This window comes from Microbacterium sp. A8/3-1 (assembly GCF_040267695.1).
Classification (GTDB): domain Bacteria; phylum Actinomycetota; class Actinomycetes; order Actinomycetales; family Microbacteriaceae; genus Microbacterium; species Microbacterium luteolum.
In genome coordinates, this window is record NZ_CP158357.1 from 2,556,878 (window position 1) to 2,582,637 (window position 25,760).

The window sequence follows — 25,760 nt, forward strand, 5'->3', positions numbered from 1 at the left end:
ATTCCGTCACAGGGCGAGGTGCAGCCGCAGCGTCTCGTCGATCGCGCCCATGATCTCGGCGGGAACCCACCCCATCGGACGCACGATCCGCGCTGTCGAGATGGTGCGGACCTGTTCGCTCTGCGCCTTGGAGTCGCGATCAAGGCCGGTGGCCGCGGCGGGCAGCAGCACCTGAAACGGAAGCACGGTCGTCGTGTTCGACGTCATCGGCACCACCGTCACGGTGGCGTGGGCGCGCCGCACGGCGACGGCGTTCGCCGTGTTGTTGCTCACGACCACTGCGGGCCGCGTCTTGTTCGCCTCGGTTCCAGTCGCAGGATCGAACGACACGAGGACGATCTGGCCCCGCCGGAGGAAGGAGATCGTGGAGTCGGTCACGCCGATGCCAGTCCGTCGTCGGCTACGCTGTCCCACTCCTCGTCGTACCCCTCGCCGAACGCCTGGGCGTAGGCATCCGCCAGTCGGCTCTCCCGTAGCAGGCGCACCGCATCCTGGACAGCGGCGGAGCGCGAGGCGTATCGCCCGCTCAGCTGCTCCGTGTCGAGGAAGGCGATGTCGCTCACACTCAGACTCAAGCTCACCTTCGCATTGCTCATGGCCGCGATGCTACCAGGGTGGCAAGTAATGTACTACCCCGCGACGAGGGCGAGCACCAGGGCGGCGACCGCCACCGTCGGCACGGCCACGACGACGCCCCAGAGCATGAAGCGCGGCCAGCTGATCGTGACGCCGAGCGCGACGATGCGGTGATGCCAGAGCAGCGTCGCGAGCGAGGCCCACGGCGTGATGAGCGGGCCGAGGTTCACCCCGATCAGGAGCGCCATCAGCGCGACGGGGTCGCCCGCGGCGGGCTCGAGGATCAGATAGGCGGGGAGGTTGTTCACGCCATTTGCGGCGGCAGCGCCCGTCGCGGCGAGCTGGAGAAGCGCCCCCACCCCGTGGCCGTCCGGCGCGACGTCCGTCAGGAAGTCCAGGATGCCGTTGGCGTGCGCGGTCTCGACCAGCACGAAGAGCGCGGCCGCGAGGCCCAGCGCCTGCCACGGCACCAGCCCGAGCCGCAGGACGTGCCGTCGACGCACGGCGAAGAGCACGAGCATCGAGAGCGCCGCGACCGTGGCGGGGATCCAGACGTCATGCGTGAGGGTCAGCAGCGGCAGCAGCACCACCAAAACCCCGACCGCGCCCCAGAACAGCACGCGGTCGGACGGCGTGCCCGGCTGCGGCACACGGTAGGCCCCGAAGAGGGTGCGGCGGTGGACGACCGTGAGGATCGCGACCGGGATGAGCACGCCGACCAGCGTCGGAGCCCAGCTGAGCGCGAGGAACGCCGCGGGGTCGGCGCCGATCGCGGGAGCGGCGAGCAGGTTCGTCAGGTTCGAGACGGGCAGAGCCAGGGATGCCGTGTTCGCCAGCCACACCGTCGCGAGCGCGAACGGCAGCGGGGAGACGCCGATGCTCTGCGCGAGCACCACCACGACCGGCGTCACGATCACGGCCGTGGTGTCGAGCGACAGGAACACGGTGCTGACCACGGCGAGCGCGACGACCGATGCCCACAGCGCGACGACGCGGCCGCGTCCCCAGCGGGCGAGCCGCTGCGCGAGCACGTCGAACACGCCGGCATCACGGGCGAGCTCGGCGACGATCGTGATGGCCACCACGAATCCGAGGACCGGGGCTGTGCGGAGGCCGAGGGCGCCGGCATCCGCACTCGGCAGGATGCCGCTGACGAGCATGATCGCGGCCGTGACGATGAGCGTCAGGACGATCACCGTCCCCGCCCCGATCCGCCGCCTGGTCGCACCCACTCCGTGAGCTTAGAACCGCGAGGGTTCTTCCGGTCGCACTTCGTGCCGCCACGCGAGGTTCCGGTCGCAGTTCGCGCCGCCTTTCGCTGCAGAGGGCGGCAGCAACTGCGACCGGAACGCGGTCCTTGTCGACGCCCATCGTGAGGGCCGCGCATGGGTCGCGCCGGAACCCGTAGGGGAACCGTGAGGATCGACGGATGCTGCACCGTACGGGAGTTGTATCGACTCCGTGCTCGACATCATCTACATCGCGCTGACTCTCGCGCTGTTCGCCCTCGTGTCCCTGGTCGCGAAGGGGGTGGAGCGACTGTGATCGTCTTCGAGATCATCGCCGCCGCCCTCGCGGTCGCCGCCGTCGTCTACCTCGTGGTCGCCCTCGTCGCTCCGGAGAGGTTCTGATGGATACGTCGATCTGGTTCGGCATCCTGCAGGTCACGGCCGTCGTGGTCGTGCTCGTCCTGCTGTATCGCCCCCTCGGCGACTACATCGCCCACGTCTACACGACCCCGCGCGACCTCCGCGTCGAGCGCGGCCTCTACCGCCTGATCGGGGTCGACTCCCGGTCCGAGCAGACCTGGCGTGCTTACGCCCGCAGCGTGCTCGCCTTCTCGGTCGTCGGCGTCGTCCTCGTCTACGCGCTGCAGCGGCTCCAGGCGTTCCTGCCGCAGTCGCTGGGCCTGCCCGCGGTGCCGGAGGGACTCGCGTTCAACACCGCGGCCTCCTTCGTCGCCAACACGAACTGGCAGTCGTACTCGCCGGAGCAGACGATGGGCTACGCCGTTCAGCTCGCCGGGCTCACCGTGCAGAACTTCGTCTCGGCGGCGGTCGGCCTCACCATCGCGATCGCGCTGATCCGCGGTCTCGCCCGCCGCGGCTCGTCGACGATCGGCAACTTCTGGGTCGACCTGACCCGCGGCCTCGGACGCCTCCTGCTCCCGATCGCGCTGATCGGCGCGGTGGCTCTGCTCGCGGGCGGCGTCATCCAGAACTTCGCCGGCTTCACCGACGTCACCACGGTCTCGGGCGGAACGCAGACGATCCCCGGCGGTCCGGTCGCCTCTCAGGAGGCGATCAAGCTCCTCGGCACGAACGGCGGCGGGTTCTTCAACGCCAACTCGGCGCACCCGTTCGAGAACCCCAGCGGGTTCACGAACCTGCTCGAGATCCTGCTGATCCTCATCATCCCGTTCGCGCTCCCCCGTACTTTCGGGCGCATGGTCGGCGACCACCGCCAGGGCTACGCCATCGCCGCGGTCATGGGCACGATCTTCCTCGTCTCGACGTTCGCGCTCTCTGCGCTCGAACTCGCCGGCCGAGGCAGCGCCCCAGAGCTCGCCGGAGCCGCGATGGAGGGCAAGGAGGCGCGCTTCGGCATCCTGGGCTCCACGCTGTTCGGCACGGCCAGCACGCTCACGTCCACCGGCGCGGTCAACTCCATGCACGACTCGTACACGGCCCTCGGCGGCATGATGCCGCTGCTGAACATGATGCTCGGCGAGGTCGCCCCCGGCGGCGTGGGCTCTGGCCTGTACGGCATGCTGGTGCTCGCGATCATCGCGGTGTTCGTCGGCGGGCTGCTCGTCGGCCGCACCCCCGAGTACCTCGGCAAGCGCATCGGACCGCGCGAGATCAAGCTCGCGAGCCTCTACATCCTCGTGGTGCCGGCGCTCGTCCTCGGCGGTACGGCTCTGAGCTTCGCGATCCCCGGCATCCGCGAGGACGTCGAGTCGACCAGCATCCTGAACCCGGGCGTGCACGGCATGAGCGAGGTGCTCTACGCGTTCACCTCGGCCTCGAACAACAACGGCTCGGCGTTCGCCGGGCTCACCGCCAACACCCCGTGGTTCAACACGGCCCTGGGCGTGGCGATGCTGCTCGGCAGGTTCCTGCCGATCGTGCTCGTGCTGGCCCTGGCTGGCTCGTTCGCCGCACAGGAGCGGGTCCCCGCCACCTCGGGCACGCTGCCCACTCACCGGCCGCAGTTCGTCGGCCTCCTCCTCGCCGTGACGGTCATCGTCACCGCACTCACCTACTTCCCGGTGCTCGCGCTGGGACCCCTCGCTGAAGGACTCGTCTGACATGACAATCGATACCGACGTTCACGAGCCTGACGTTTCGTCTCGCTCCGCTCGCTCGACGGCCGAGGCGCCTGCCCGCGCCTTCGGATGGGCACAGCTCGTGCAGGCGCTCCCTGGAGCGCTGCGCAAGCTGAACCCGACCGCGCTCGTGCGCAACCCCGTGATGCTGCTGGTCTGGGTCGGCGCCGCCTTCACCACGGTGCTCGCGATCGCGGAGCCGTTCCTGGGCGGTCCCGCCGACTCCGGTGGAACGCCCGTCCCCGCCCCGTTCACCTGGGGCATCGCGGTGTGGCTGTGGCTCACCGTACTGTTCGCGAACGTCGCCGAGTCCGTGGCCGAGGGCCGCGGCAAGGCCCAGGCCGCGACCCTGCGCAAGACCCGGACGAGCACCATGGCGCGACGGGTCGTCGCCCACGATATGTCGAGCGATCCGCTCGCCGAATCGGCCGAGGTGGTCGAGGTCTCGTCGGCCGAACTCCAGCGCGACGACATCGTGATCGTGACGGCGGGTGAGCTCATCCCCGGCGACGGCGACATCATCGCCGGCATCGCGACCGTCGATGAGTCGGCGATCACGGGCGAGAGCGCCCCGGTCATCCGCGAGTCGGGCGGCGACCGCAGCGCCGTCACCGGCGGCACCCGCGTGCTGTCCGACCGGATCGTGGTGCGCATCACCTCCAAGCCGGGCGAGACCTTCGTCGACCGCATGATCGCCCTCGTCGAAGGCGCGAGCCGGCAGCGCACACCGAACGAGATCGCGCTGAACATCCTGCTCGCGAGCCTCTCGATCGTGTTCGTGGTGGTCGTCCTCGCCCTCAACCCGATCGCGTCGTACGCCGCGTCGCCCGTCAGCATCCCGGTCCTCATCGCGCTGCTCGTGTGCCTCATCCCGACGACCATCGGGGCGCTGCTCTCGGCCATCGGCATCGCGGGCATGGACCGCCTCGTGCAGCGCAACGTGCTGGCGATGTCGGGACGAGCGGTCGAGGCGGCCGGAGACGTGACGACACTGCTGCTCGACAAGACCGGCACCATCACCTACGGCAACCGTCGCGCACACGAGGTGCTGCCGCTTCAGGGCGTGGGAGACGCCGAGCTGCTGCGCATCGCGGCCCTCTCGTCGCTCGCCGACCCGACTCCCGAAGGCGCCTCGATCGTCGAGCTGGCCGCGAGCCGCGGCATCCGGGTCGAACAGCCGACGGATGCCGTCATCGTGCCGTTCACCGCGCAGACGCGCATGAGCGGCCTCGATCTCGCCGACGGCACGCAGATCCGCAAGGGTGCCGGCTCCGCCGTGCGCGCCTGGCTCGGGCTCGGGGGCGACGACACGGAGCTGACATCTCTGACGGATGCCGTCGCCTCCAGCGGCGGAACCCCCCTCGTCGTCGCGGTGAAGGGACCGGAAGGCGTTTCGTCTCGCTCCGCTCGCTCAACGACCGATACCGCCGACGCCGACCGCATCCTCGGGGTCGTGCACCTCAAGGACATCGTCAAGGACGGCCTGCGCGAGCGATTCGACGAGCTGCGCAGCATGGGCATCCGCACCGTCATGATCACGGGCGACAACCCGCTCACCGCCAAGGCGATCGCCGCGGAGGCCGGTGTCGACGACTTCCTCGCCGAGGCCACGCCCGAGCAGAAGCTCGAGCTGATCCGCCGCGAGCAGGAGGGCGGACGCCTCGTCGCGATGACCGGCGACGGCACGAACGATGCTCCGGCCCTCGCGCAGGCCGATGTCGGGGTCGCGATGAACACCGGAACCTCGGCCGCGAAGGAGGCCGGCAACATGGTCGACCTCGACTCGGATCCGACCAAGCTGATCGACATCGTGCGCATCGGCAAGCAGCTGCTGATCACGCGCGGGGCGCTCACGACGTTCTCGCTCGCCAACGACGTCGCGAAGTACTTCGCGATCATCCCGGCGATGTTCATGGGCGTCTTCCCCGGACTCGCCACCCTCAACATCATGCAGCTGCACTCCCCGGCATCCGCTGTCACCAGCGCGATCATCTTCAACGCGATCGTGATCGTCTTCCTCATCCCGCTCGCCCTCCGCGGAGTGAAGTACCGCCCGGCGAGCGCCTCGCAGATCCTGCAGCGCAACCTGCTGATCTACGGCCTCGGCGGCGTGATCGCGCCGTTCATCGGTATCAAGCTCATCGACCTCGTCGTCAGCCTGATCCCCGGATTCTGACGCTTCGACAGGCTCAGCGACCCCAGGTTGGGTCCCTGAGCCTGTCGAAGGGCCCCACCCCGCACGTCGAAAGGTTCCACACATGTCCTCCACCCGCACCGCCGTCCGGACCACGGGCGTCGCCGTCCGCGCGATGCTCGTCCTCACCCTCGTCCTGGGCGTCGGCTACACGCTGCTCGTCACCGGTATCGGGCAGCTGCTGCTTCCGGCGCAGGCGAACGGCTCCGCACTTCCCGACGACAAGGGCAGCGCCCTGATCGGCCAGTCCTTTACTTCGACGGGGCTCAGCACAGGCACTGCCGACGGCGAGGCTCTGCCCGAGTACTTCCAGTCCCGCCCCTCGGCGGCCGGCGACGGGTACGACGGCGCCGCCTCGAGCGGCAGCAACCTCGGCCCCGAGAACCCCGACCTCGTCGCCGCGATCGAGGAGCGGAAGACAGCGATCGCGGAGCGCGAGGGCGTCTCGCCCGACGAGGTTCCGGCCGACGCGGTGACGGCATCCGGCTCCGGTCTCGACCCGCACATCAGCGTCGCGTACGCGCTGCTGCAGGTGCCGCGCGTCGCCGAAGCCCGAGGCATGAGCGAACAGGACGTCCGCGCCGTCGTGGAGTCTAGGATTCAAGGGCGGGATCTGGGATTCCTCGGCGAGGAGCGCATCAACGTCGCCGAACTCAATCTCGCGCTGGATGACGGGGAGGGCGCATGACGGACGGGCCGACCCTTCGACAAGCTCAGGGACCCAGTCGGGCTCACGGGTCCAGGGGCCGCCTCCGCGTGCTCCTCGGCGCCGCTCCCGGTGTCGGCAAGACCTTCGAGATGCTGGCCGAAGGGCGACGACTCCGCGAGGAGGGGCACGACGTCGTCATCGCCATCGTCGAGACCCACGACCGCGCCGCGACGCTCGCCCAGACCGTCGGCCTGGAAGAGGTCCCTCGTCGCGTCGACCTGCACCGCGGCGTTCCGCTGACCGAACTCGACCTCGACGCGGTCCTCGCTCGATCGCCCGAGATCGCGCTCGTCGACGAGCTCGCCCACACGAACAGTCCCGGCTCGCGGCATCCGAAGCGCTGGCAGGACGTCGATCAGCTGCTCGCCGCCGGAATCGACGTGATCACGACCGTCAACGTGCAGCACGTCGAGTCCCTGAACGCGGTGGTCGAGAAGATCACCGGCGTCGCGCAGCAGGAGACGATCCCGGATGCCGTCGTCCGCGCGGCCGACGAGATCGAGGTCGTCGACCTCGCCCCGCAGTCGCTGCGGGATCGGCTCTCCGCCGGCCACGTCTACCCGGCAGAGCGCATCGACGCGGCGCTGTCGAACTACTTCCGCCTCGGCAACCTCACCGCGCTCCGAGAGCTCGCGCTCCTCTGGCTCGCCGACGAGGTCGACAGTGCGCTGCGCAGCTACCGCGCCGAGCAGGGCATCGAGGGCACCTGGCAGGCGCGCGAGCGGGTGGTCGTCGCGCTCACCGGCGGGCCGGAGGGCGAGACCCTGCTGCGCCGCGGCGCCAGGATCGCCGCACGCTCGGCGGGCGGAGAGCTGCTGGCCGTGCACGTGTCCGCGCAGGACGGCCTGCGCACCGAGACCCCCGGCGCCCTCGCCGCGCAGCGCACGCTCGTCGAGTCGCTCGGCGGCAGCTACCACCAGGTCGTCGGCGACGACATCCCCGCGACGCTCGTCGAATTCGCCCAGGGTGCCGACGCCACGCAGCTCGTCATCGGCGTCAGCCGGCGCGGACGCCTCACGGCCGCGCTCACCGGACCCGGCATCGGCGCCGAGGTCATCCGTCGATCCGGCGACATCGACGTGCACATCGTCACCCACGCCGCGGCCGGCGGAAGGCTCGCGCTCCCGCGCATGACCGGCGGCGCACTCGGCTGGCGCCGCCAGGTGCTCGGCCTCGCCGTCGCCCTCGTGTTCGGGCCGTTGCTCTCCTGGATCATGTTCACGTTCCGCAGCCCGGAATCGATCACGTCCGAGGTTCTCGCCTACCAGCTTCTGGTCGTGGTCGTCGCCCTCATCGGCGGCATCCGCCCTGCCGTGTTCGCGGCGGTGCTCTCGGGTGTCACGCTCGACTTCCTCTTCGTCGCCCCGCTCTTCACGATCACGATCGCGCATCCGCTGCATGTGCTCGCCCTCGCTCTCTACGTCGTCATCGCGATCCTGGTGAGCATCATCGTCGACCAGGCGGCGCGGCGGGCGCGCACCGCCCAGCGCGCCGCGGCCGAGGCGGAGCTGCTCGCCGCCGTCGCCGGCAATGTGCTGCGCGGCGACAATGCGGTGCTGGCCCTCGTGAGCCGCACCCGCGAGGCGTTCGGTCTCAGCGGCGTGCGCCTCCTCTCTCCTGACGGCGAGGTGCTCGCGAGAGACGGCGAGCCTGTGGCCGACGGCCGCGCCACGACGATCCCGGTCGGCGTCGGCGCGAACGGCACACCCCGTGCCGTGCTCGAGCTCAACGGCGCCCCGCTCGCCGGCCCCGAGCGCCGCCTGCTGGACGCGATCGTCGCGCAGCTCGCGGCCGCGATCGAGCACACAGACCTGCGCGCGACCGCGCTCGAAGCCGAGGCCCTCGCCGAGACCGACCAGGTGCGCAGCGCGCTGCTGTCGGCGGTCAGCCACGACATCCGCCGCCCGCTGGCTTCTGCCGTCGCCGCGATCGGCGGTCTGCGCGGGGCGCATGAGCTGTCGGCATCCGATCGCGCCGAACTGCTCGCCACGGCCGACGAGAGCCTCGCGACACTGTCGGCCCTCGTCACCGATCTGCTCGACGTGAGTCGCGTGCAGGCAGGAGTACTGGCGGTGTCGGCGACCCGGCTGGAGGCGACGGCCCCGATCCTCGCGGCGGTCGACGAGCTCGGCTTCGGTCCGTCCGATGTGGAGCTCTCCCTCGATCCGACCCTCCCCGCGCTCCAGGCCGACCCGGTGCTCCTGCAGCGGGTGCTCGTGAACGTGCTCGCCAACGCCCACCGTCATGCCCCCGAAGGCAGCCGCGTGCGCGTCTCAACGAGCACCCTCGGCGACCGCGCCGAAATCCGCATCATCGACCGTGGTGCCGGAGTCGCCCCCGAACGCCGCGACAGCATCTTCCAGCCGTTCCAGCGCTTCGGCGACACCGACAACACCACAGGACTCGGTCTCGGACTCGCGCTGTCGCGCGGATTCACCGAGGGCATGGGCGGTACTCTGACACCCGAGGACACGCCTGGTGGCGGCCTCACGATGGTCATCTCCCTGCCGCTGGCTGCAGGGTCCACCGACTTGGAGGAGATGGAGTGAAGCTCCTCATCGCCGACGACGACCCGCAGATGGTGCGGGCGCTGCGGATCACCCTGGCGGCGCACGGCTACGAGGTCGTCGTCGCAGCGGACGGAGCGGCCGCAATCGCGGTCGCTGCGCAGACGCATCCGGACCTCATCATGCTCGACCTCGGGATGCCGAGGCTCGACGGCATCGAGGTGATCCAGGCGCTGCGCGGTTGGACGAACGTGCCGATCATCGTGGTGTCCGGCCGCACCGGCTCCGCCGACAAGGTCGAAGCGTTGGATGCCGGGGCCGACGACTTCGTCACGAAGCCGTTCCAGGTGGACGAGCTGCTGGCGCGGCTGCGAGCGCTCTCGCGTCGGTCCGCTCCCGCCGGGGGCGAGTCGGTCGTGACGTTCTCCGATGTCGTCGTGGATCTCTCGACGAAGACGGTGACCCGGGGCGGCTCACGCGTGCACCTCACACCCACCGAATGGCGGATGCTGGAGCACCTGTCGCGGCATCCGGGCGCTCTCGTCACACGGCAGGATCTGCTCAAGGAGATCTGGGGAAGCGAGCAGGTCTCCGACTCCGGTTATCTGCGGCTCTACATGTCGCAGCTGCGCAAGAAGCTCGAGCAGGAGCCGAGCGCGCCGGTGCACCTGCTCACCGAGTCGGGGATGGGCTACCGGCTCGTGTTCTAGGCACGCTTCGACAAGCTCAGCGACCCAGGTGGTCGATCCCTGGGCGACTGTTTGGGTCCCTGAGCTTGTCGAAGGGGCTGCCCGTCGAGACGCTTCGACAAGCTCAGCGACCCAGGATCTTGATCCCGGAGCCTGCGGGTCTTGGGTCCCTGAGCTTGTCGAAGGGGCCGTCGGGGCCTTGCGGACCTGACACCTCTTGTCGGATTCGCGCCCGCATTCCGACACGAGGTGCCCCCACGGCCCGGGCGAGCGGGACGGACCTGACACCTGTTGTCGGGATCCGGGGCGCATTCCGGCACGACGTGCCACCACCGCGACGGCGGCGACTCGAACGATGGACGTTCTAGGCCCGAGCTGACGCGCCCGCACTCGCGCGGCCCCGCAGCACCGCCACGACACCGGCGACGACGAGCAGCACCGCGACGATGATCGCCGTGATCGCGGTCGTGGTGCTCTCCGGCTCGCCCGTGAGGCGGCCGACGGCCAGCCAGGCGAGACCCCACGCGGTCGCGAGCGCCGGAGCGATCCGTCCGGTGAACCACGCGGATGCCGCGCCGATCACGAGCACGACCACCAGCACGGCGACGGCCCAGACCTCGGCCTGATCACCCCAGCTCGAAGGAACCGTCTGCGTGAGCCACGCGGTGATGTTGGCGACGGTCGCGATGGTGACCCACCCGAAATGGAGGCCGTTCGCACCGTCGGTGAGGATGCGGTCGGCGAGGTTCTTCGCCGGGAAACGCCCCAGCAGGACGATGACCCGCGCGATCGTCGCGAGCAGCAGGGCGATGACGATCCAGGTGAGGACCAGCGTCAGGAACTGCGCGGTCACGAGCCAGAGGCCGTTCAGCACCATGGTCGCCGCGACCCATCCGCCGACAGCTCGCTGACGCTCGTCCGCGCGCTGGGGCGGGAGCGCCTGCCACACCGTGTACGCGATCAGTCCGAGGTAGATCAGGGACCAGATCGAGAAGGCAGGCCCGGCCGGGGCGAGGTACGACCCCTGCGCCGAGAGGGCGCCGTCCTGCAGCTCGTCCACCGACGTGCCTCCGAAGGCGCCGGAGCCGACGGCGGCGGCGATCAGCATGAAGGATGCCGAGGCGATGATCACGGTCTGGCGGATGATGTCCTGCGTCCGGGATTCCATGGCTGCGACAGTAGCCTCCCCCTGCGCGCGCGGCAGGAGGATTGACAACCGGCATCCAACTCGCTAACCAGGTAAGACACACACGAGGTTCGCGAGTCCGCGCGGGGACAGATGCCGGGCCTATGCACGGATGCCGGGCGACACGCCGTGATCCGACCCGGCATCCGTCACATCTCCCGACAGATGTCCCCCTCCGGCCGCTCAGAACCGGGTCAATGCGTCACCTTCACGGCCAGTACCTTGCTCTCGCTGACGCCTGCGGCATTGACGAACTCGATCCGGTACGAGTGCGTGCCGGCCGGGCGTCCGGTCACGGGCACCGAGACCTGCTGCGCGGCCGGTGTCTTCGCGGAGAGCTCCCCCTCCGCGAGCAGTACGCCGTCCTCAAACAAACGGTAGGAGGTCGCGTTCGTCCCCCACCACAGGTTCGCCGTCATCGTGTACGACCCGTCCCGGTCATGGTTGTCCGCCGACAGCACCGGCGTGCCCGGAGCGGCATCCTTCACCGTCAACGTGATCGGCAGTACCGCCGTCGTGCCGCGCGAGTTCACGAGTTCTCCCGTGTACACGTAGGTGCCGTTCGCCTTGCCGCTCACCGGGACCTGCGCCTTCTGCGCCGCGGTGCCGCCGTAGGTCAGAGGGACTGTCGCGATCATCGCGCCGTTCTCGAACACCCGGAGTCTCGTCGCGTTCTGCCCCCACCACAGGTTCATCGTCACCGTGAAGTCACCGTCGAGCAGTCCCGTGTCATGCCCGTTGTCGTGCGAGAGCACTCCACGGGCGGGAGCCGCGGTCGCCGCATCGCGCAGCACCAGCGCGTCGAGGGCAGCGTTCACCTCGGCGAGCGCGCCGGCCACGGCTTCCGCAGACGGGCTCGCCGCGCCGAGCACGATGTCCGCACGCGGGATCGCCCCCGCAAGTCTCGCAGTGGACTCCTCGACATACAGCGCGGGGTCCACCGCCGCGGCGACATCCCGCTGCACCTGCAGTGACGTCGTGTCGGCGCCCGGCTCCGGCATCCGCACCAGTTCGAGATCGTCGAGCGTGCCCCACGCCCCTGCGGGCAGAGCGGCCGCGATCCGGACTGTCAGAGTGCCGTCGGCACCGACCTCGACCGCCGCCGTGGCAGGAGTCGACCACACCCGCCAGCCACCGAGCGCGAAGTCCGCCGATGCGGGAGTCGTTCCTGGTGCGGAGAGCGAAAGACTCACGCGTCCATCGGCGCCCTCCCCGTCGCCCTGCAGCGCAGCACGCGCGATATACGAACCTTCCGCAAGGCCCGTCACCGTCTGCGACAGCTCGAACGCGTACGCGGATGCCGAGTAGAAGTGCCCTAACCGGGTACCGCCGTGCGGGTCGTCCCACGATCGCAGTGTCAGACCCGATCCCGTCGTCGTCCACATGCTCGTGTCGGTCTCCTCGAAGCCGGGGTTGCGCAGGAAGTTCCGCGCCGAGACGGTGACGGCGGCCGAGGCCTTCAGCCCCGCATCCGTGACCCCGGCGATCGTGTAGTCGCCTGCGCCCTCGATGTACTGCTGGGCCCCCGACCACGTCACCGGGTGCGACTCGGTCGTCCCGTCGTTGTAGCGGACGGACACCTCGTCGGGCAGCTCGACCTCCTCCCCCTCGGTGAGCGTGAGGACGACGGGATCGACGCCCTCGATCTCCCGAGGCGCGACGGCCCCGGTGCGCACGTACGAGAAGATGTTCAGCGCATCGGATGCCGTGCCGTCATAGCCGAAAAGCGCCTGGTTCTCCCACGACGAACCGCCGTACCACTGCCCCGCATCGTGGGCGTCGTACTCCCCGGCGAAGCTGGTCGCCCAGCCCGACCCGTCGCGCTCCCACAGCAGCTTGTTCGTCTCGACCTGCGCGGGCGCACCGACCGGAAGCCACGCCGGCTCCCAGTAGTACACGCCGATGCCGGCCTCACCCACGTCGGCGACAGCCTGGACGACCGCGCGCACCGCGCTCGCCTGGCCCTGCACGCTCACCGGGAACTGCGTCGCCTGGTCGGCCGTCTTGATCGTGTTGCCATGGCCGTCGCCGTCGTCGAGGGTGTACGCCCACGAGGTCTCGGCGACCATGACCTTCTTGCCGTAGGTCTCGGCGACGTGAGTCAGCACGGCCGTGAGATTCTCTGTGGTTCCGTGCCAGAACGGGTAGTACGACGAGGCGAACACGTCGTAGTCGACGTCTCGATGGTCGAGCTGCGCGGCGGCATCCGCATAGAAGCCGGCCCGCTCGGGGTTCGTGAAATGCAGGGCGACGAGCACGTCCGGCGCCTCGGCGCGCACCGCCGCGGACCCGGCGGAGAAGACCTTCGCCATATCGTCCCAGCCTTGCAGCCCGGCGACGCCGTTATTCGTCTCGTTGCCGATCTGCACCATGCGCAGGTCGACGCCCGCGGCCACGATCCGCCGCACGGCATCGCGCGTGAAGGCCTCCACCTCGGCTGCCGTCTCGTCGGCCGTCATCCCTGCCCACGCCTTCGGCGCCTGCTGCTTGGCCGGATCCGCCCAGAAGTCGGAGTAGTGGAAGTCGATGAGCACGCCGAGCCCGGCGTCCGTCGCCCGCTCGGAGATCTCGATCGCTCGATCGACGTCGACGTCGCCACCGCCGTACCCGTTCCCGTTCGCGTCGAACGGGTCGTTCCATACCCGCACGCGCACATCGGTCACGCCGGCACCGGCGAGGAGCTCGAACAGGTCGCCGGGTTCTCCCTGCCGGTCACGGAAGATCACGCCGGAGTCCTCGAGCGAAAGCACCGAAGAGACGTCGACGCCGCCGATGAAGTCGTCCGGCAGGTTCTCGACGCGCGGGACGGTGATGGTGGCCTCCACGGGTTCCGCCGTCGCGGCGGAGCGGAGAGCGGATGCCGGAGGCGTGGCTCCGGCCGCCGGCACGGCGACACCGATCAGGGTGATCGCAGTGGCGGCGGCAAGCGCGGTGGAGAGGAGAGAACGCGTGCGACGGTGCATGACGGCCTTTCGGGAGGTGAGTGCGGCGGGCCCTTCGACAGGCTCAGGAACCCAGGTGAGGGGATGCGGATCAGCCCTTGACGGATCCTTGGGTGAGCCCGCCGACGATGTACTTCTGCAGCGAGAAGAACAGGGCGAGGACGGGAACGGCGGCGACGACGACTCCGGCGGCGAACAGCCCCCACCGGGAGGTCAGCTGGTTGGAGACCCACTGGTACATGCCGACCGCGAGCGTCCAGTTGTCCTCGGAGGTGAGGATGATCTTCGAGAGGATGAAGTCGCCGAAGGCGGCGAGGAAAGCCAGAAGTGCGACGACGGCGAGGATCGGCACCACGAGCGGCATGATCAGCCGCCAGAAGATCTGCGCATGCGTGGCGCCGTCGATCTTCGCCGACTCGTCGATCTCGACGGGGATCGTGTTGAAGAAGCCGTACATCAGGAAGGTGTTGGCTCCGAGCGCTCCGCCGAGGTACACGCATATCAGCGCGATCTTCGAGTTGATGCCGAGCGCGGGCACCACCTCCCCGACCGTCTGCAGCATGAGGAAGATCGCGATGAACGCGAGCGCCTGCGGGAACATCTGCAGCACGAGCAGCGTCGTCAGGCTCGCCCGTCGTCCGCTGAACCGGAACCGCGAGAAGGCGTAGGCGCCGCACGCACCCATCAGCACCGAACCGATCGCGGTGACGCCGCCGATCAGCAGGGTGTTGCCGAACCACACCCAGTAACGGGATTGTCCGAGGGCGATGTAGTTGGCCGGATCCAGCGCGCCGAACAGGGCGCTCGACGCGGCGAGACTGCCGTTCGGGTTCAGCGATGCCGACAGCACATAGACGAGCGGGAAGGCCGCGAAGAACAGCACGACGGCGGCGAGGAAGTACTTCCAGCCGACCTCGCCCCACCACCGGCGCCGACGCGCACCCGCACGCGCGGCGTCCGTCTTCTGCGGCGAACCGGTCACGATGACTCTGGTCTCACTCATCACTGGTACTCCTCGAGCTTGCGGGTCTGACGGAAACTCAGCGCGGAGATGAGACCGACCACGATGAAGGCGATGATGGACAGTGCGCTCGCGAGGCCGTAGTCGGCCGCACCTCCCGAGACGCCGGAGACGTCGTAGATCGCGGAGACGAGGATGTCGGTCGAGCCGAGCGCGTAGGGAGCACCCGCGATCGAGGGACCACCGTTGTTGAAGGTGTAGATCACGGTGAAGTTGTTGAACGACACCGCGAACGAGGCGATCAGCAGCGGCGCGGTCGAGACCAGCAGCAGCGGCAGGACGATCGAGCGGAAGCGCTGCAGCTTGTTGGCTCCGTCGATCTCCGCCGCTTCGAGGGTGTCCCCCGGCAGCGACTGCAGCGCGCCCGTGCACACGAGGAACCAGTACGGATAGCTGAGCCACACGTTCACGAAGATCACGGCGCCGCGGGTGAGCCAGGGGTCGCCGAGCCAGTTGATGTTCGAGCCGAAGAAGAACAGCTCGTTGATCACCCCGAACTCGGCGTTGAACATGCCGCGGAACAGCAGCGTGGCCATGAACGCCGGGAAGGCGTAGGGGAGGATGAACAGTGCCCTCAGGAACCGGCGGCCCTTCACTCGCGGGTCGTTGTAGACGATGGCGAGACCGAGGCCGACGGCGAAGCTCAGCACGACCGAGAGGATCGCGAACACGAAGGTCCACACGGTGACGCTGAGCAGAGTGCCCGCGAGCGAAGAATCGGAGAACAGCTTCACGAAGTTCGCGAAACCCACGTTCACCGACCAGCCCGTCGGCAACGCGGTGCCGTCGTCCGCGACGAAAGCGCCCAGCTCCGTGGCCGTGTAGACCGTGCCGGTCTGCGTATCGGTGATGGTCTGCGCCGCGGCATCCCAGACCAGTGTCGGCTCGTACACCGAGCCCGTCGATCCCTCCCTGGTGCGGATCGAGCCGTCGTTCGGGTCATCCGACACGGGCACACGGAGGTTCTTGATCGCCTCGCCGAGGGCGGCGTCGGTGAGCACGGAAGCACGGGGGACGACGGTCCAGCCCGGTACCTCGCTGGGTGCGCCGGCTGTTCCGATCTCCGCTCCGGATGCCGCCGCGAGCGGTTCCGACGCCGAGCCGACCCGCACGTCGCCGTCTTCGTCCGCGATCGCGAACCCGAGCTCCTCGCCGCGCTGCACGATCGTCAGCGGGTAGTCGGCCGAGCCGTCGATGCGGCGCTCGCCCTGGATCAGCGCGGCCTCCACCGCCTGCTCCTGAGTGCCGACGTGGCCGGTTCCGTAGTTCGTGAAGGCGATGTACGCCGTGTACCCGAAGATGAAGACCTGGAAGACGAGCAGGAAGATCAAGCCGGGCATCAGGTACTTCAGCGGCAGTGCGCGGCGCGTGAAGTACACCCAGTCGGCGATCACGACGAGCAGCACGACGACCCCGAGGACGACCCAGGACTGGGCGCTCCAGGCTGAGATCGCGGTCATGATCCCGAAGGCGTTGACCAGCGCCATCAGTGCGAGTTTGATGAGGAAGCCCCAGCCGAGGCCGGCGAAGCGGCGGGCATGGGATTCGCGCGATGGTGTGAGGCGCGGGACCGGTGCCTGCGCGGGCGGTGCCTGGATGGTCATGTCGTCAGTCCTGTCCATGCCCGGTCGCTTCGCTCCCTCGCTCAACGACCGGGCAATGTCGATCGGGTCAACCCGCGAGCGTCGTCTCGAGGTCGGCGACCATGGTGTTCCAGGTCGATGCCGGGTCGGCACCGTTGATGATCTGCACCTGCGCGGCGTTCCACAGATCCCAGACCGAACCCATCTCCGGGATCGACGGCATCGGGACACCCCCCTGTGCGGAGGCCACGAAACCGGCGGTGATCGGGTCGGACGAGACCTCCTCGGCGAGCGTCGACCAGGCAGGGATGCGCGGGTCGGCTTCGTACAGCGCACGCTGTGCCTCTTCGGTGCCGAGGTAGTTCACCAGGAACTCCTGGGCGAGGAGGGCGTTCTTGCTCTTGCTCGACAGGTAGAAACCCTGCACACCGACGAACGGAGCCGCCGGCTCGCCGCCGGCGGATGGGATCGGGTTCACCGCGACCTCGACGCCCTCATAGGAGCTGATCGCCCACGGTCCCTGAATCGTGTAAGGGGCCTTGCCCGAGGCGAACAGCTCGTTGTTGATGTCGTAGTCGATGGTGGTGGAGATGTAGCCCGTGCCGTTGGCGCCGTTCGCGCCGAGCCAGGCGGCGAACGCCTCGCCGGGTGCGCCGCCCATGCCGACCTCGCTCGTGTACGAGCCGGTGTCGTCCTGCACGAAGACGGGGGCGCCGAACGAGGTCTGCAGACCGTACATCGTGTAGCCGTCGCCGGTCTCACCGGCGGTGTTGATGACGAACGGACGCTCGGTGCCGGCGGCCAGCCCCTTCGCGATCATGTCCTCCCAGGTCGCCGGCGCCTCTGCGCCGACGAGGTCCACGTTCTGCACCAGGGCGATCGTCTCGAGCGAGTACGGCAGCGCATACAGCTGGCCGTCGTAAGTCATCGCATCGAGGGCGACCTGTTCGAATTCGGATGCCTTGTCGCCGAGGTCGATCGTGTCGACGACACCCGCGGCGACGAGCGCGCCGAGCCAGTCGTGCGCGCCGACCGTGATGTCGGGGCCTTCGCCGGTCGGGACCTGGGCGATGAAGTCGTTGCGGAGATCCTCGAAGTTCTTCGGCACGAGGGTGACCTTCGCGCCGGTCTCCTCCTCGAAAGCCTCGGCTGCGGATGTGATCGCGGCTTCGCGCTCGGCATCCGTCCAGATGACGAGTTCAGCGCCGTCGCCCGACGTGGCGTCGTCACCGTTGTCTGATGCTCCGGCGGAGCAACCTGCCAGGACGACGGCCGCGACCAGTGCGAGTGCGCCGACTCCGATGTGCTTGCGCATGCGTTTTCCTATCTGTCATGGCCGACGATGCGCTTCGCGTCATCGCGACCGGGGTGGTGTGCGGTGGGTTCAGGGGGTGGTGCGGATGACGGCGACGCCGCCGGCGGTGATCGTCAGGGCGCCCGAGATCTCGGTGCCACTGAGGAGCTCGGTGCCGAAGGCCCCGAGCTCGACGTCTTCCTCGCGGTGGTTGACCGCGATGCGGTAGACGGCGTCGTCGCCATGGCGCGCGATCACCTCGAGCCCGTCGGGGAGGTTCGCCGGAGCGACCCCCGCATCCGCGTAGACAGCGTGCAGCAGGGCGCGCATGCCGGCGGCATCCAGGCGTGTGCCAACGTACCAACCGGTGCCCGCGCCGTGCCGGTGGCGGGTGAGCGCCGGCTCTCCTTCACCGGGGCCGCCGCCGAAGCGTGCGATGACCTCGGCGCCCTCGAGCGCGATGTCCTCCTGCCACACGTCGGCGATCACGTCGTCGAAGCCCGCGCCGTCGAGGCCGTGGCTCTCGCCTTCACGGAGAGGCAGGAACTCCTCGACCGTGAGACCGAGCGCGTCCCGCAGCGGAGCGACGAAGCCGCCATCGTGCACGGCGTCGTTCTCGTCGACGATGGCCGAGAAGAACGACACCAGCAGGGTGCCGCCGCCTTCCACGTAGGACGTCAGGTTCGCGGCATCCGCCGTGCTCAGCAGGTACTGCGCGGGGGCGACCACGAGCCGGTAGCCGGAGAGATCGTGGCCGGGCAGGGCGAAATCCACCGTGATGCCATCGCGCCAGAGCTGCTCGTAGAAGCGGCGCACCTGCGCGGCGTGCGTGACGTCCTCGGTCGGCCGCCACTCGAGGTCCTGCGCCCAGAACGACTCGAAGTCCCAGAGGATGGCGACCTCGGCGCGCACCGTGCTGCCCTGCAGCTCGTCGAGGCGACCAAGATCGGCGCCGAGCGTGGTGACCTCCCGGAACACCCGCGAGTCGGTGCCGGCGTGCGGGAGCATGGCGGAGTGGAACTTCTCGGCGCCGGAGCGCCCGGCGCGCCACTGGAAGAACAGGATGCCGTCGGCGCCGCGCCCGAGATGCGTGAACGAGTTGCGCGCCATCTCGCCGCGGCGCTTCGCGATGTTGCGGGGCTGCCAGTTCACGGCCGATGTCGAGTGCTCCATGAGGATCCACGGCTTGCCACCGCCGACCGAGCGGCTGAGATCGGCGGCGATGGCCAGGCCGATGTGCGCATCCTCATCGGCGGCCCACAGGTAGTGGTCGTCGGAGACGATGTCGACCTCGCGACCCCACGCCCAGAGATCGGTGGTCCAGCTCTGGTTCGCCATGAAGTTCGTGGTGATGGGCTGCGTGGCGTGGGCGCGGATCGCGTCGCGCTCGGCGATGAAGCAGGCCCGCAGCTGGTGGTCGGTGAACCGTGCGAAGTCGAGGCGCTGCGCCGGGTTGACGACGCTCGGCGCGATCGTCGGCGGGTTCACGTGCCCCCAGTCGATGTAGTGCTGGCCCCAGAACGCCGTGCCCCAGGCACTGTTGAGCGCGTCGAGCGTGCCGTACTTCTCCTGGAGCCAGGTCCGGAAGGCGACGGCCGCGTGCGGGGAGTAGTCCTCCCCGACGGGGACGCCGTACTCGTTGTGGACATGCCAGAGCACGACGGCCGGATGCTGCGCGTAGCGGGCGGCGAGGGCATCCGCGATCCGCACGATCGCCTCGCGGTAGGCCGGCGAGGAGTGCGAGGCCATGCCGCGTGAGCCGAAACCCATCCTGCGCCCGTCGCGATCGATCACCTGCGCGTCGGGGTGGTTCGCGAAGAACCAGGCCGGCGGCGAGGCGGTCGGGGTTCCGAGGTCGACCGCGATGCCGTTGGTGTGCAGCAGGTCGAGCAGGTCGTCGAGCCACGTGAAGTCGAACTCGCCCGCTGCGGTCTCGATCAGCGCCCACGAGAAGATGCCGACGCTCACCAGCGTGACTCCGGCCTCGCGCATCAGTACGACGTCCTCGTCCCAGGTCTCGCGCGACCACTGCTCGGGGTTGTAGTCGCCGCCGTAGGCGATTCCGCTCAGAGCTGGCCAGGCGTGGGGGACGGTCATCGGCACTCCATCGGGTCGGTGCGGTTGCGGTGCAGGTCCTAGACGTAACGCAGAGCTGGGACCGGTCTCAGGTCTTGCCAGGGCTTTGGCTGGGACCGGTCTCAGTTCTACCTCAGGACAGTCGAGACGCGCAACCGCCGTTACCAAACTGAGACCGGTCCCAGGGTGGACTACCGCTGGACCTGATCCTCTCGATAGAGTCACTCCGATGAGTGACGCCAGCACGAAGCGCAAGCCCACGATCCGCCAGATCGCGGCGCAGGCCGGCGTGTCCCGCAGCACGGTCTCCCGCGTGATCAACGGCGGGCACTGGGTCTCGCCCGACGCCAGGAAGGCCGTGGAGGATGCGATCCTCGCCTCCGGCTACACGGCGAACCACCACGCCCGCAGCCTCGCGACCGGACGCGCGGGCTCGCTCGCCTTCCTTCTCACCGAGCCGCAGCAGCTGCTGTTCGACGACCCCACGTTCGCCCTGCTGCTGCGCGGCGCGGCCGAGGCCCTCGCGCAGAGGTCGATGACGCTGGTGCTGCTCGTCGCCGGCACGCCCGCCGAGCGCGAGAGCGTCGCACAGTTCCTCAGTGCCGGACACGTCGACGGCGTGATGCTGATCTCGTCGCATGAGTCCGATCCACTGCTCGACCAGTTGATCGACGTCGGCATCCCGACCGTCTGCTGCGGCCTCCCGCTGGGGCACGAGCGCGAGTTGTCCACCATCTCCGTGGACGAGATCGCCTCGGCGCGGACCATGGCCGCGCATCTCGTGACACAGGGACACCGACGTATCGGAATGATCGCGGGCCCCGACGATACGCCCGGCGGGAGATACCGCCTGGTCGGCTTCCGTGAGGAACTCGGAGAGCTCTACGACGACACGCTCGTCGAGGTCGGCGACTACTCCTTCGATTCCGGGCAGGCCGCGATGACACGCCTGCTCGAGCGCGACGTGGACGCGGTCTTCGCCGCATCCGATCGGATGGCCGCGGGCGCGATCGCTGCGGTGCGTCGGGCGGGACGGAACGTTCCGGACGACATCGCCATCGCCGGGTTCGACGACTCCGGGCTCGCCGCGGTGCACGAGCCGCCGATCACGACCATGCGGCAGCCCTGGGATCAGATCAGCGCGCAGATGGTGACCGTGCTGCTCGAGGTGATCGCCGGCGCCGCCCCACGCTCCGTCGTCCTCGACACCGAGCTCATCGTGCGCGACAGCGCGTAGCGACGATCAGGCGACGGCCGCGTCGATCAACACCTCGGCGGCACTGCGCGCCTGCACCGCGACCTGCGGGTCGGCCGAGATCGCTGCGGTGCTCTGGGCGCCCTCGGCCAGGATCGACAGCTGGGCGGCGAGCAGCGGAGAGGCGCCGGTGCTCGCGACGAGCCCCGCCATGTACTCCTGGAAGGAGGCCTTGTGCGAGCGGACGATCTCAGCGACCTCCGGGTTCGTGCCGCCGAGCTCGCCGAACGCGTTGATGAAGGCGCAGCCGCGGAAGTCGTCGGTGCAGAACCAGTCCTCGAGGTAGCCGTAGACGGCGAGCAGGCGGGTGCGCGCGTCGTCACCGGCATCCGTCACCGCGGCCGACAGGCCGGATTCCCACTGCGCGTGCTTGCGCGCGAGGACGGCGGCGACGATGTCGTTCTTGGCGGGGAACATCCCGTAGAGCCGACGCAGCGACACGCCGGCGGCGGCGCGCAGCTCGTCCATGCCGACAGCCGCGTATCCCTTGCGGTAGTAGAGCTCGTCAGCCGCCGCAAGGATCTGTTCACGCACAGTTTCCTCGGTCATGATCTCAGTGTACTTGACATGAGAACGAACGTTCTCTATGTTGGTCGTATCGAGCGAGAACGATCGTTCTCACCGGAACCGAAAAGGATCAGGATCATGGGTTACATCACCGTCGGAAACGAGAACAGCACCCCGATCGAGCTGTACTACGAAGACCAGGGAGCCGGTCAGCCGGTCGTCCTGATCCACGGCTATCCGCTCGACGGCCACAGCTGGGAGCGCCAGACCCGCGAGCTCCTCGCCCAGGGTTACCGCGTCATCACCTACGACCGCCGTGGCTTCGGACAGTCGTCCAAGGTGAACGCCGGCTACGACTACGACACCTTCGCCGCCGACCTGAACACAGTCCTCGAGACCCTCGACCTGCGCGACGTCGTGCTCGTCGGCTTCTCGATGGGCACCGGAGAGCTGGCCCGCTACGTCGCCACCTACGGCCACGAGCGCGTCGCCAAGCTCGCCTTCCTCGCCTCGCTCGAGCCCTTCCTCGTGCAGCGCGACGACAACCCCGAGGGTGTTCCGCAGGAGGTCTTCGACGGCATCGAGGCAGCCGCCAAGGGCGACCGCTTCGCCTGGTTCACCGACTTCTACAAGAACTTCTACAACCTCGACGAGAACCTCGGCTCGCGTATCAGCGAGCAGGCCGTCACCGGCAGCTGGAACGTCGCGATCGGCAGCGCACCCGTCGCCGCCTACGCCGTCGTCTCCGCCTGGATCGAGGACTTCCGCGGTGACGTGGAAGCCGTGCGCGCCGCCGCCAAGCCCACACTGATCCTGCACGGCACGAAGGACAACATCCTCCCGATCGACGCGACCGCCCGCCGCTTCCACCAGGCGGTGCCGGATGCCGACTACGTCGAGGTCGAGGGCGCCCCGCACGGCCTCCTCTGGACGCACGCCGACGAGGTCAACGCCGCGCTGAAGGAGTTCCTCGCGAAGTAGCATCCGCGCTTCGGTCGAGCGCTGCGCGCCTCACCAGGTCTTGTGCGCCTGACAAGGTCGGAATCCTCGGATTCGGCCTTGTCAGGCGCATTTCTCCGTGCCAGGCGCACGCACGACGAACGCGCGGATGCCATGGCGAAACGCGTCAGCCGCGCATCGCGACGCCGCGGCGCCAGTAGCCCATGAAGGCGACCTGCGAGCGGTCGATGCCGAGGTCCTTCACCAGGTGCCGGCGGAGCGTGGTGACGACACCGCTCTCGCCCGCGATCCAGAAGTAGCGCTCCGCGGGAGCATCCGTCACCGTGATGTCCTCGCCGAGACCCGAGTAGTCCGGCGTCTCCCAGAGCAGGTCCTCGGTGTCGACGTCCTTCACGCGGATCTCCTCGGCGGCATCCGCGTCGCCCAGGTATCCGAGCACGGCGGGGATGAGCGTCAGTCCGTGCAGCTCGCCCGCATCGCGCGGCAGCCAGTGCACCTCGACATCCGCGGGCGCATCGATCGCCAGGATATCGGCCGGAGTCGGCACCTCGATGAAGGCGACGCCGCGCAGATCGCGAGGAGCGTCCTCGAGGATGCGGGCGATGGCCGGGGCCGCGGTCTCGTCGCCGACGAGCACGACCGAGCGGGCGCTGCCCGGTTCGTACTCCGCACCGCCGTGCTCGGTGACACCGCGCCGCGGTCCGACCAGGAACAGCTCCTGTCCGACCGCTGCTCCACTCGCCCACAGCGAGGCCGGACCGGTCAGACCCGGCTCCAGATGCAGCACGAAGTCGACGACGACCTCGGTGCCAGCCTCGGTCACGCGCAGCTCGCGCACGGAGTAAGTGCGCATCGAGCCGCGCTCCTCCTCCGGAACCGCGAGGTACGAGCCCCACCAGTCATGCGAGGACCGATCGATCGGAGGCAGGATGCCGGATGCCGGCGGGAAGACGAGCTTGATGCGGGAATCGAAGACCTCGCCCGGCGTGCCGAACTCGAACAGCTCGTCGCCGCCGAACGTCACCCGCACGAAGGAGGGCGAGACGCGGTCGACCGCGCGCACCTCGGCGCGGGTGAGGATGTAGGTGGGCCGCTCGGTGGTGGTCGTCTCAGCGGACATGATGCCTCCCGATAGGTGTGACCATCGGCTTTCCGGAAACCGGGTCGGTGGTGATCTGGTTGGCGAGGCCGAAGACCTCTTCCACGATGTCGGCGGTGATGACCTCGTGCGGGGCGCCCGAGGCGTGCACCCGACCGGCCTTCATCGCGACGAGTTCGTCGGCGTACCGCGCGGCCATGTTGAGGTCGTGCAGCACCATGACGATCGTCGTGCCGCGTGAGACGCTCAGGTCCGTGAGCAGGTCGAGCACCTCGATCTGGTGCGCGACGTCGAGGAACGTCGTCGGCTCGTCGAGCAGCAGGATGTCGGTCTCCTGCGCGAGGGCCATCGCGATCCAGACGCGCTGGCGCTGACCGCCGGACAGCTCGTCGACGCTGCGGTCGGCGAGGTCGGTGACTCCGGTCGCCTCGAGCGCATCCGCCACGACCTCGTAGTCGTGGGCGCTCCAGCGGGCCAGCGCCTTCTGGTGCGGGTGGCGCCCCCGCCCGACGAGGTCGGCGACGGCGATCCCCTCCGGCGCGATCGGCGACTGCGGCAAAAGGCCGAGGATGCGCGCGACCTCCTTCGTGGGGCGCGCGTGCACGGACTTGCCGTCGAGCACGATCTGCCCCTCCGTCGGGGAGAGCAGCCGCGCCAGCGAACGCAGCAGCGTGGACTTGCCGCATCCGTTCGCTCCGACGATGGTCGTGATCCGCCCCGGCGCGATCTGCAGGTCGAGTCCGTCGATGATGGTGCGGTCGCCGTAGGCGAGGGTCACCCCCTCCGCCGACAGAGTGTGCGAGACGGTCATAGCGAACCCCCGGAGCGGTTGGTGCGGATGAGGAGATAGATCAGGTACGGAGCGCCCAGCACGCCGGTGACGACGCCCACCGGGTAGCGCGTGCCGAGCGCGAACTGGGCGATCAGGTCGCCGCCGAGCACGAGCACGGCACCGACGAATGCGCTGGGCACGAGAAGGTTCGCGCCGGGCCCGGTCAGGCGTGCGGCGATCGGACCGGCCATGAACGACACGAACGCGATCGGACCGGTCGCCGCGGTCGCGAAGGCGAGCAGGGCGACCGCGCTGAGGATGAACAGCAGCCGCGTGGAATTCACGCGCACGCCGAGCCCCGCGGCCGAGTCGTCGCCGAGCTGCATCGCCCCGAGCGCACGCCCCTGCAGCAGCAGGAAGGGCACGATCAGCGCCGCGGCGATCGCCATCGGCAGGACGCGCTCCCAGGAGGCGTTGTTCAGGCTGCCGGTGAGCCACTGCATCGCGACCTGGATGTCCCAGTTCGGCGCACGCGAGAGCAGGTAGGAGATGACGCTCTGCAGCATCGTCGCGACGCCGATCCCGATCAGGATGAGCCGGGTGCCGGCGAAGCCCCCTTGATCGAGAGCAGGTAGATCGCGACCGCCGTGACGAGGGCGCCCACGAGGGCGAGCATCGAGACGACCGGCCCGTTGACCGAGAGCACGATGATGCCGACGACGGCCGCCGCGCTCGCGCCGTTGGAGATGCCGATGATGTCGGGGGAGGCGAGCGGATTGCGCAGCAGCGTCTGGAAGCTGACGCCCGCGATGCCGAATGCCAGCCCGGTGAGCACGGCGAGGAGCGCCCGCGGCAGCCGCAGGTCACCCACGGTGAAGGAGGCTCCGGGAACCGTCTCCCCGAGGATCACGCGGATCACCTCGCCGGGCGTGTAGAACGTGTTGCCGACCATGAGGGCCGTGGCGAACAGCGCGAGGACCAGGATGCCGAGGACGATCGTCGCCGTCGCGTGGCGGCGGTGCCGCGCGCGCCGGCCGGCGACGATGCGGGTCACGCGCTCCG

At 69.2% G+C, this 25,760-nt stretch carries 20 protein-coding genes and 1 pseudogene; 8 read left to right on the forward strand and 13 right to left on the reverse strand.

Features of this window, described 5'->3' with window-relative positions:
• Positions 1-6: 6 nt before the first annotated feature.
• Genes ABS642_RS12540 through ABS642_RS12550 form a run of 3 tightly spaced genes read right to left on the reverse strand, consistent with a single transcriptional unit; the run spans position 7 to position 1,736 of the window.
• Positions 7-378 (reverse strand): type II toxin-antitoxin system PemK/MazF family toxin, encoded by a 372-nt coding sequence (locus tag ABS642_RS12540; protein WP_350350322.1) that lies wholly within the window; start codon positions 376-378, stop codon positions 7-9.
• Positions 375-596 (reverse strand): antitoxin, encoded by a 222-nt coding sequence (locus ABS642_RS12545; RefSeq protein WP_350350323.1) that lies wholly within the window; start codon positions 594-596, stop codon positions 375-377. The genes ABS642_RS12540 and ABS642_RS12545 overlap by 4 nt, the downstream gene beginning before the upstream one ends.
• A 33-nt stretch (positions 597-629) precedes the next feature.
• Complete coding sequence (locus ABS642_RS12550) at positions 630-1,736, reverse strand: SLC13 family permease (RefSeq protein WP_350353436.1); 1,107 nt, start codon at positions 1,734-1,736, stop codon at positions 630-632.
• 381 nt (positions 1,737-2,117) lie between these two features.
• Here ABS642_RS12550 and ABS642_RS12555 point away from each other — a divergent pair, with 381 nt between their 5' ends.
• The 6 genes from ABS642_RS12555 to ABS642_RS12580 all read left to right on the forward strand — a co-directional run bounded on the left by ABS642_RS12555 (position 2,118) and on the right by ABS642_RS12580 (position 10,024).
• Positions 2,118-2,207, forward strand: a complete 90-nt coding sequence (locus ABS642_RS12555) for a potassium-transporting ATPase subunit F (protein WP_136055757.1) — start codon at positions 2,118-2,120, stop codon at positions 2,205-2,207.
• The gene (gene kdpA / locus ABS642_RS12560) at positions 2,207-3,886 is read left to right on the forward strand and encodes a potassium-transporting ATPase subunit KdpA (RefSeq protein WP_350350324.1); all 1,680 of its coding nucleotides are present in this window, start codon (positions 2,207-2,209) and stop codon (positions 3,884-3,886) included. Before ABS642_RS12555 ends, kdpA begins: the two co-directional genes overlap by 1 nt.
• Before the next feature lies 1 nt (position 3,887).
• Positions 3,888-6,080: a potassium-transporting ATPase subunit KdpB gene (gene kdpB, locus ABS642_RS12565; protein ID WP_350350325.1), complete on the forward strand. Its 2,193-nt coding sequence runs from the start codon at positions 3,888-3,890 to the stop codon at positions 6,078-6,080.
• Positions 6,081-6,162: 82 nt separating this feature from the next.
• Positions 6,163-6,786 carry a potassium-transporting ATPase subunit KdpC gene (kdpC, locus tag ABS642_RS12570; protein ID WP_350350326.1) on the forward strand — a complete coding sequence of 208 codons (624 nt, stop codon included), beginning with the start codon at positions 6,163-6,165 and terminating at the stop codon, positions 6,784-6,786.
• Entirely contained in the window at positions 6,783-9,356 is a 2,574-nt protein-coding gene (locus tag ABS642_RS12575; protein ID WP_350350327.1) for an ATP-binding protein, read from the forward strand. Before kdpC ends, ABS642_RS12575 begins: the two co-directional genes overlap by 4 nt.
• Positions 9,353-10,024, forward strand: coding sequence for a response regulator (locus ABS642_RS12580; RefSeq protein ID WP_350350328.1), 672 nt, complete (start codon positions 9,353-9,355; stop codon positions 10,022-10,024). The genes ABS642_RS12575 and ABS642_RS12580 overlap by 4 nt, the downstream gene beginning before the upstream one ends.
• Positions 10,025-10,367: 343 nt before the next feature.
• On the opposite strand, the gene ABS642_RS12585 is transcribed toward ABS642_RS12580, so the two are convergent.
• From ABS642_RS12585 to ABS642_RS12610, 6 genes are all read right to left on the reverse strand, one after another.
• A complete protein-coding gene (locus ABS642_RS12585) occupies positions 10,368-11,171 on the reverse strand; it encodes a tryptophan-rich sensory protein (protein ID WP_350350329.1) in 804 nt (267 codons plus the stop codon).
• 212 nt (positions 11,172-11,383) lie between these two features.
• A complete protein-coding gene (locus ABS642_RS12590; RefSeq protein ID WP_350350330.1) occupies positions 11,384-14,152 on the reverse strand; it encodes a glycosyl hydrolase 53 family protein in 2,769 nt (922 codons plus the stop codon).
• 70 nt (positions 14,153-14,222) lie between these two features.
• Positions 14,223-15,134: an ABC transporter permease subunit gene (locus ABS642_RS12595; RefSeq protein ID WP_350350331.1), complete on the reverse strand. Its 912-nt coding sequence runs from the start codon at positions 15,132-15,134 to the stop codon at positions 14,223-14,225.
• Positions 15,134-16,756, reverse strand: coding sequence for an ABC transporter permease subunit (locus ABS642_RS12600; protein WP_350350332.1), 1,623 nt, complete (start codon positions 16,754-16,756; stop codon positions 15,134-15,136). The genes ABS642_RS12595 and ABS642_RS12600 overlap by 1 nt, the downstream gene beginning before the upstream one ends.
• A gap of 67 nt (positions 16,757-16,823) precedes the next feature.
• A complete protein-coding gene (locus ABS642_RS12605; RefSeq protein WP_350350333.1) occupies positions 16,824-18,050 on the reverse strand; it encodes an extracellular solute-binding protein in 1,227 nt (408 codons plus the stop codon).
• A 69-nt stretch (positions 18,051-18,119) separates the two neighbouring features.
• The gene (locus ABS642_RS12610) at positions 18,120-20,126 is read right to left on the reverse strand and encodes a beta-galactosidase (RefSeq protein ID WP_350350334.1); all 2,007 of its coding nucleotides are present in this window, start codon (positions 20,124-20,126) and stop codon (positions 18,120-18,122) included.
• A 208-nt stretch (positions 20,127-20,334) separates the two neighbouring features.
• Between ABS642_RS12610 and ABS642_RS12615 the strand changes: the two genes are divergently transcribed.
• Positions 20,335-21,342, forward strand: a complete 1,008-nt coding sequence (locus ABS642_RS12615; RefSeq protein ID WP_350350335.1) for a LacI family DNA-binding transcriptional regulator — start codon at positions 20,335-20,337, stop codon at positions 21,340-21,342.
• Positions 21,343-21,348: 6 nt separating this feature from the next.
• Here the strand turns inward: ABS642_RS12615 and ABS642_RS12620 are convergent, their stop codons facing one another.
• Positions 21,349-21,909 carry a TetR/AcrR family transcriptional regulator gene (locus ABS642_RS12620; RefSeq protein ID WP_350350336.1) on the reverse strand — a complete coding sequence of 187 codons (561 nt, stop codon included), beginning with the start codon at positions 21,907-21,909 and terminating at the stop codon, positions 21,349-21,351.
• A 96-nt stretch (positions 21,910-22,005) separates the two neighbouring features.
• On the opposite strand from ABS642_RS12620, the gene ABS642_RS12625 reads away from it, so the two are divergent.
• Entirely contained in the window at positions 22,006-22,848 is an 843-nt protein-coding gene (locus tag ABS642_RS12625; protein WP_350350337.1) for an alpha/beta hydrolase, read from the forward strand.
• Between the two features lie 145 nt (positions 22,849-22,993).
• Here ABS642_RS12625 and ABS642_RS12630 read toward each other — a convergent pair whose 3' ends face one another.
• From ABS642_RS12630 to ABS642_RS12640, 3 genes and pseudogenes are all read right to left on the reverse strand, one after another.
• Positions 22,994-23,947 (reverse strand): siderophore-interacting protein, encoded by a 954-nt coding sequence (locus ABS642_RS12630; RefSeq protein WP_350350338.1) that lies wholly within the window; start codon positions 23,945-23,947, stop codon positions 22,994-22,996.
• A complete protein-coding gene (locus ABS642_RS12635) occupies positions 23,937-24,737 on the reverse strand; it encodes an ABC transporter ATP-binding protein (RefSeq protein WP_282214909.1) in 801 nt (266 codons plus the stop codon). Before ABS642_RS12635 ends, ABS642_RS12630 begins: the two co-directional genes overlap by 11 nt.
• Positions 24,734-25,752 (reverse strand): annotated as a pseudogene (locus ABS642_RS12640) (iron chelate uptake ABC transporter family permease subunit). The gene ABS642_RS12635 and the pseudogene ABS642_RS12640 overlap by 4 nt, the downstream one beginning before the upstream one ends.
• Positions 25,753-25,760 lie beyond the last annotated feature (8 nt).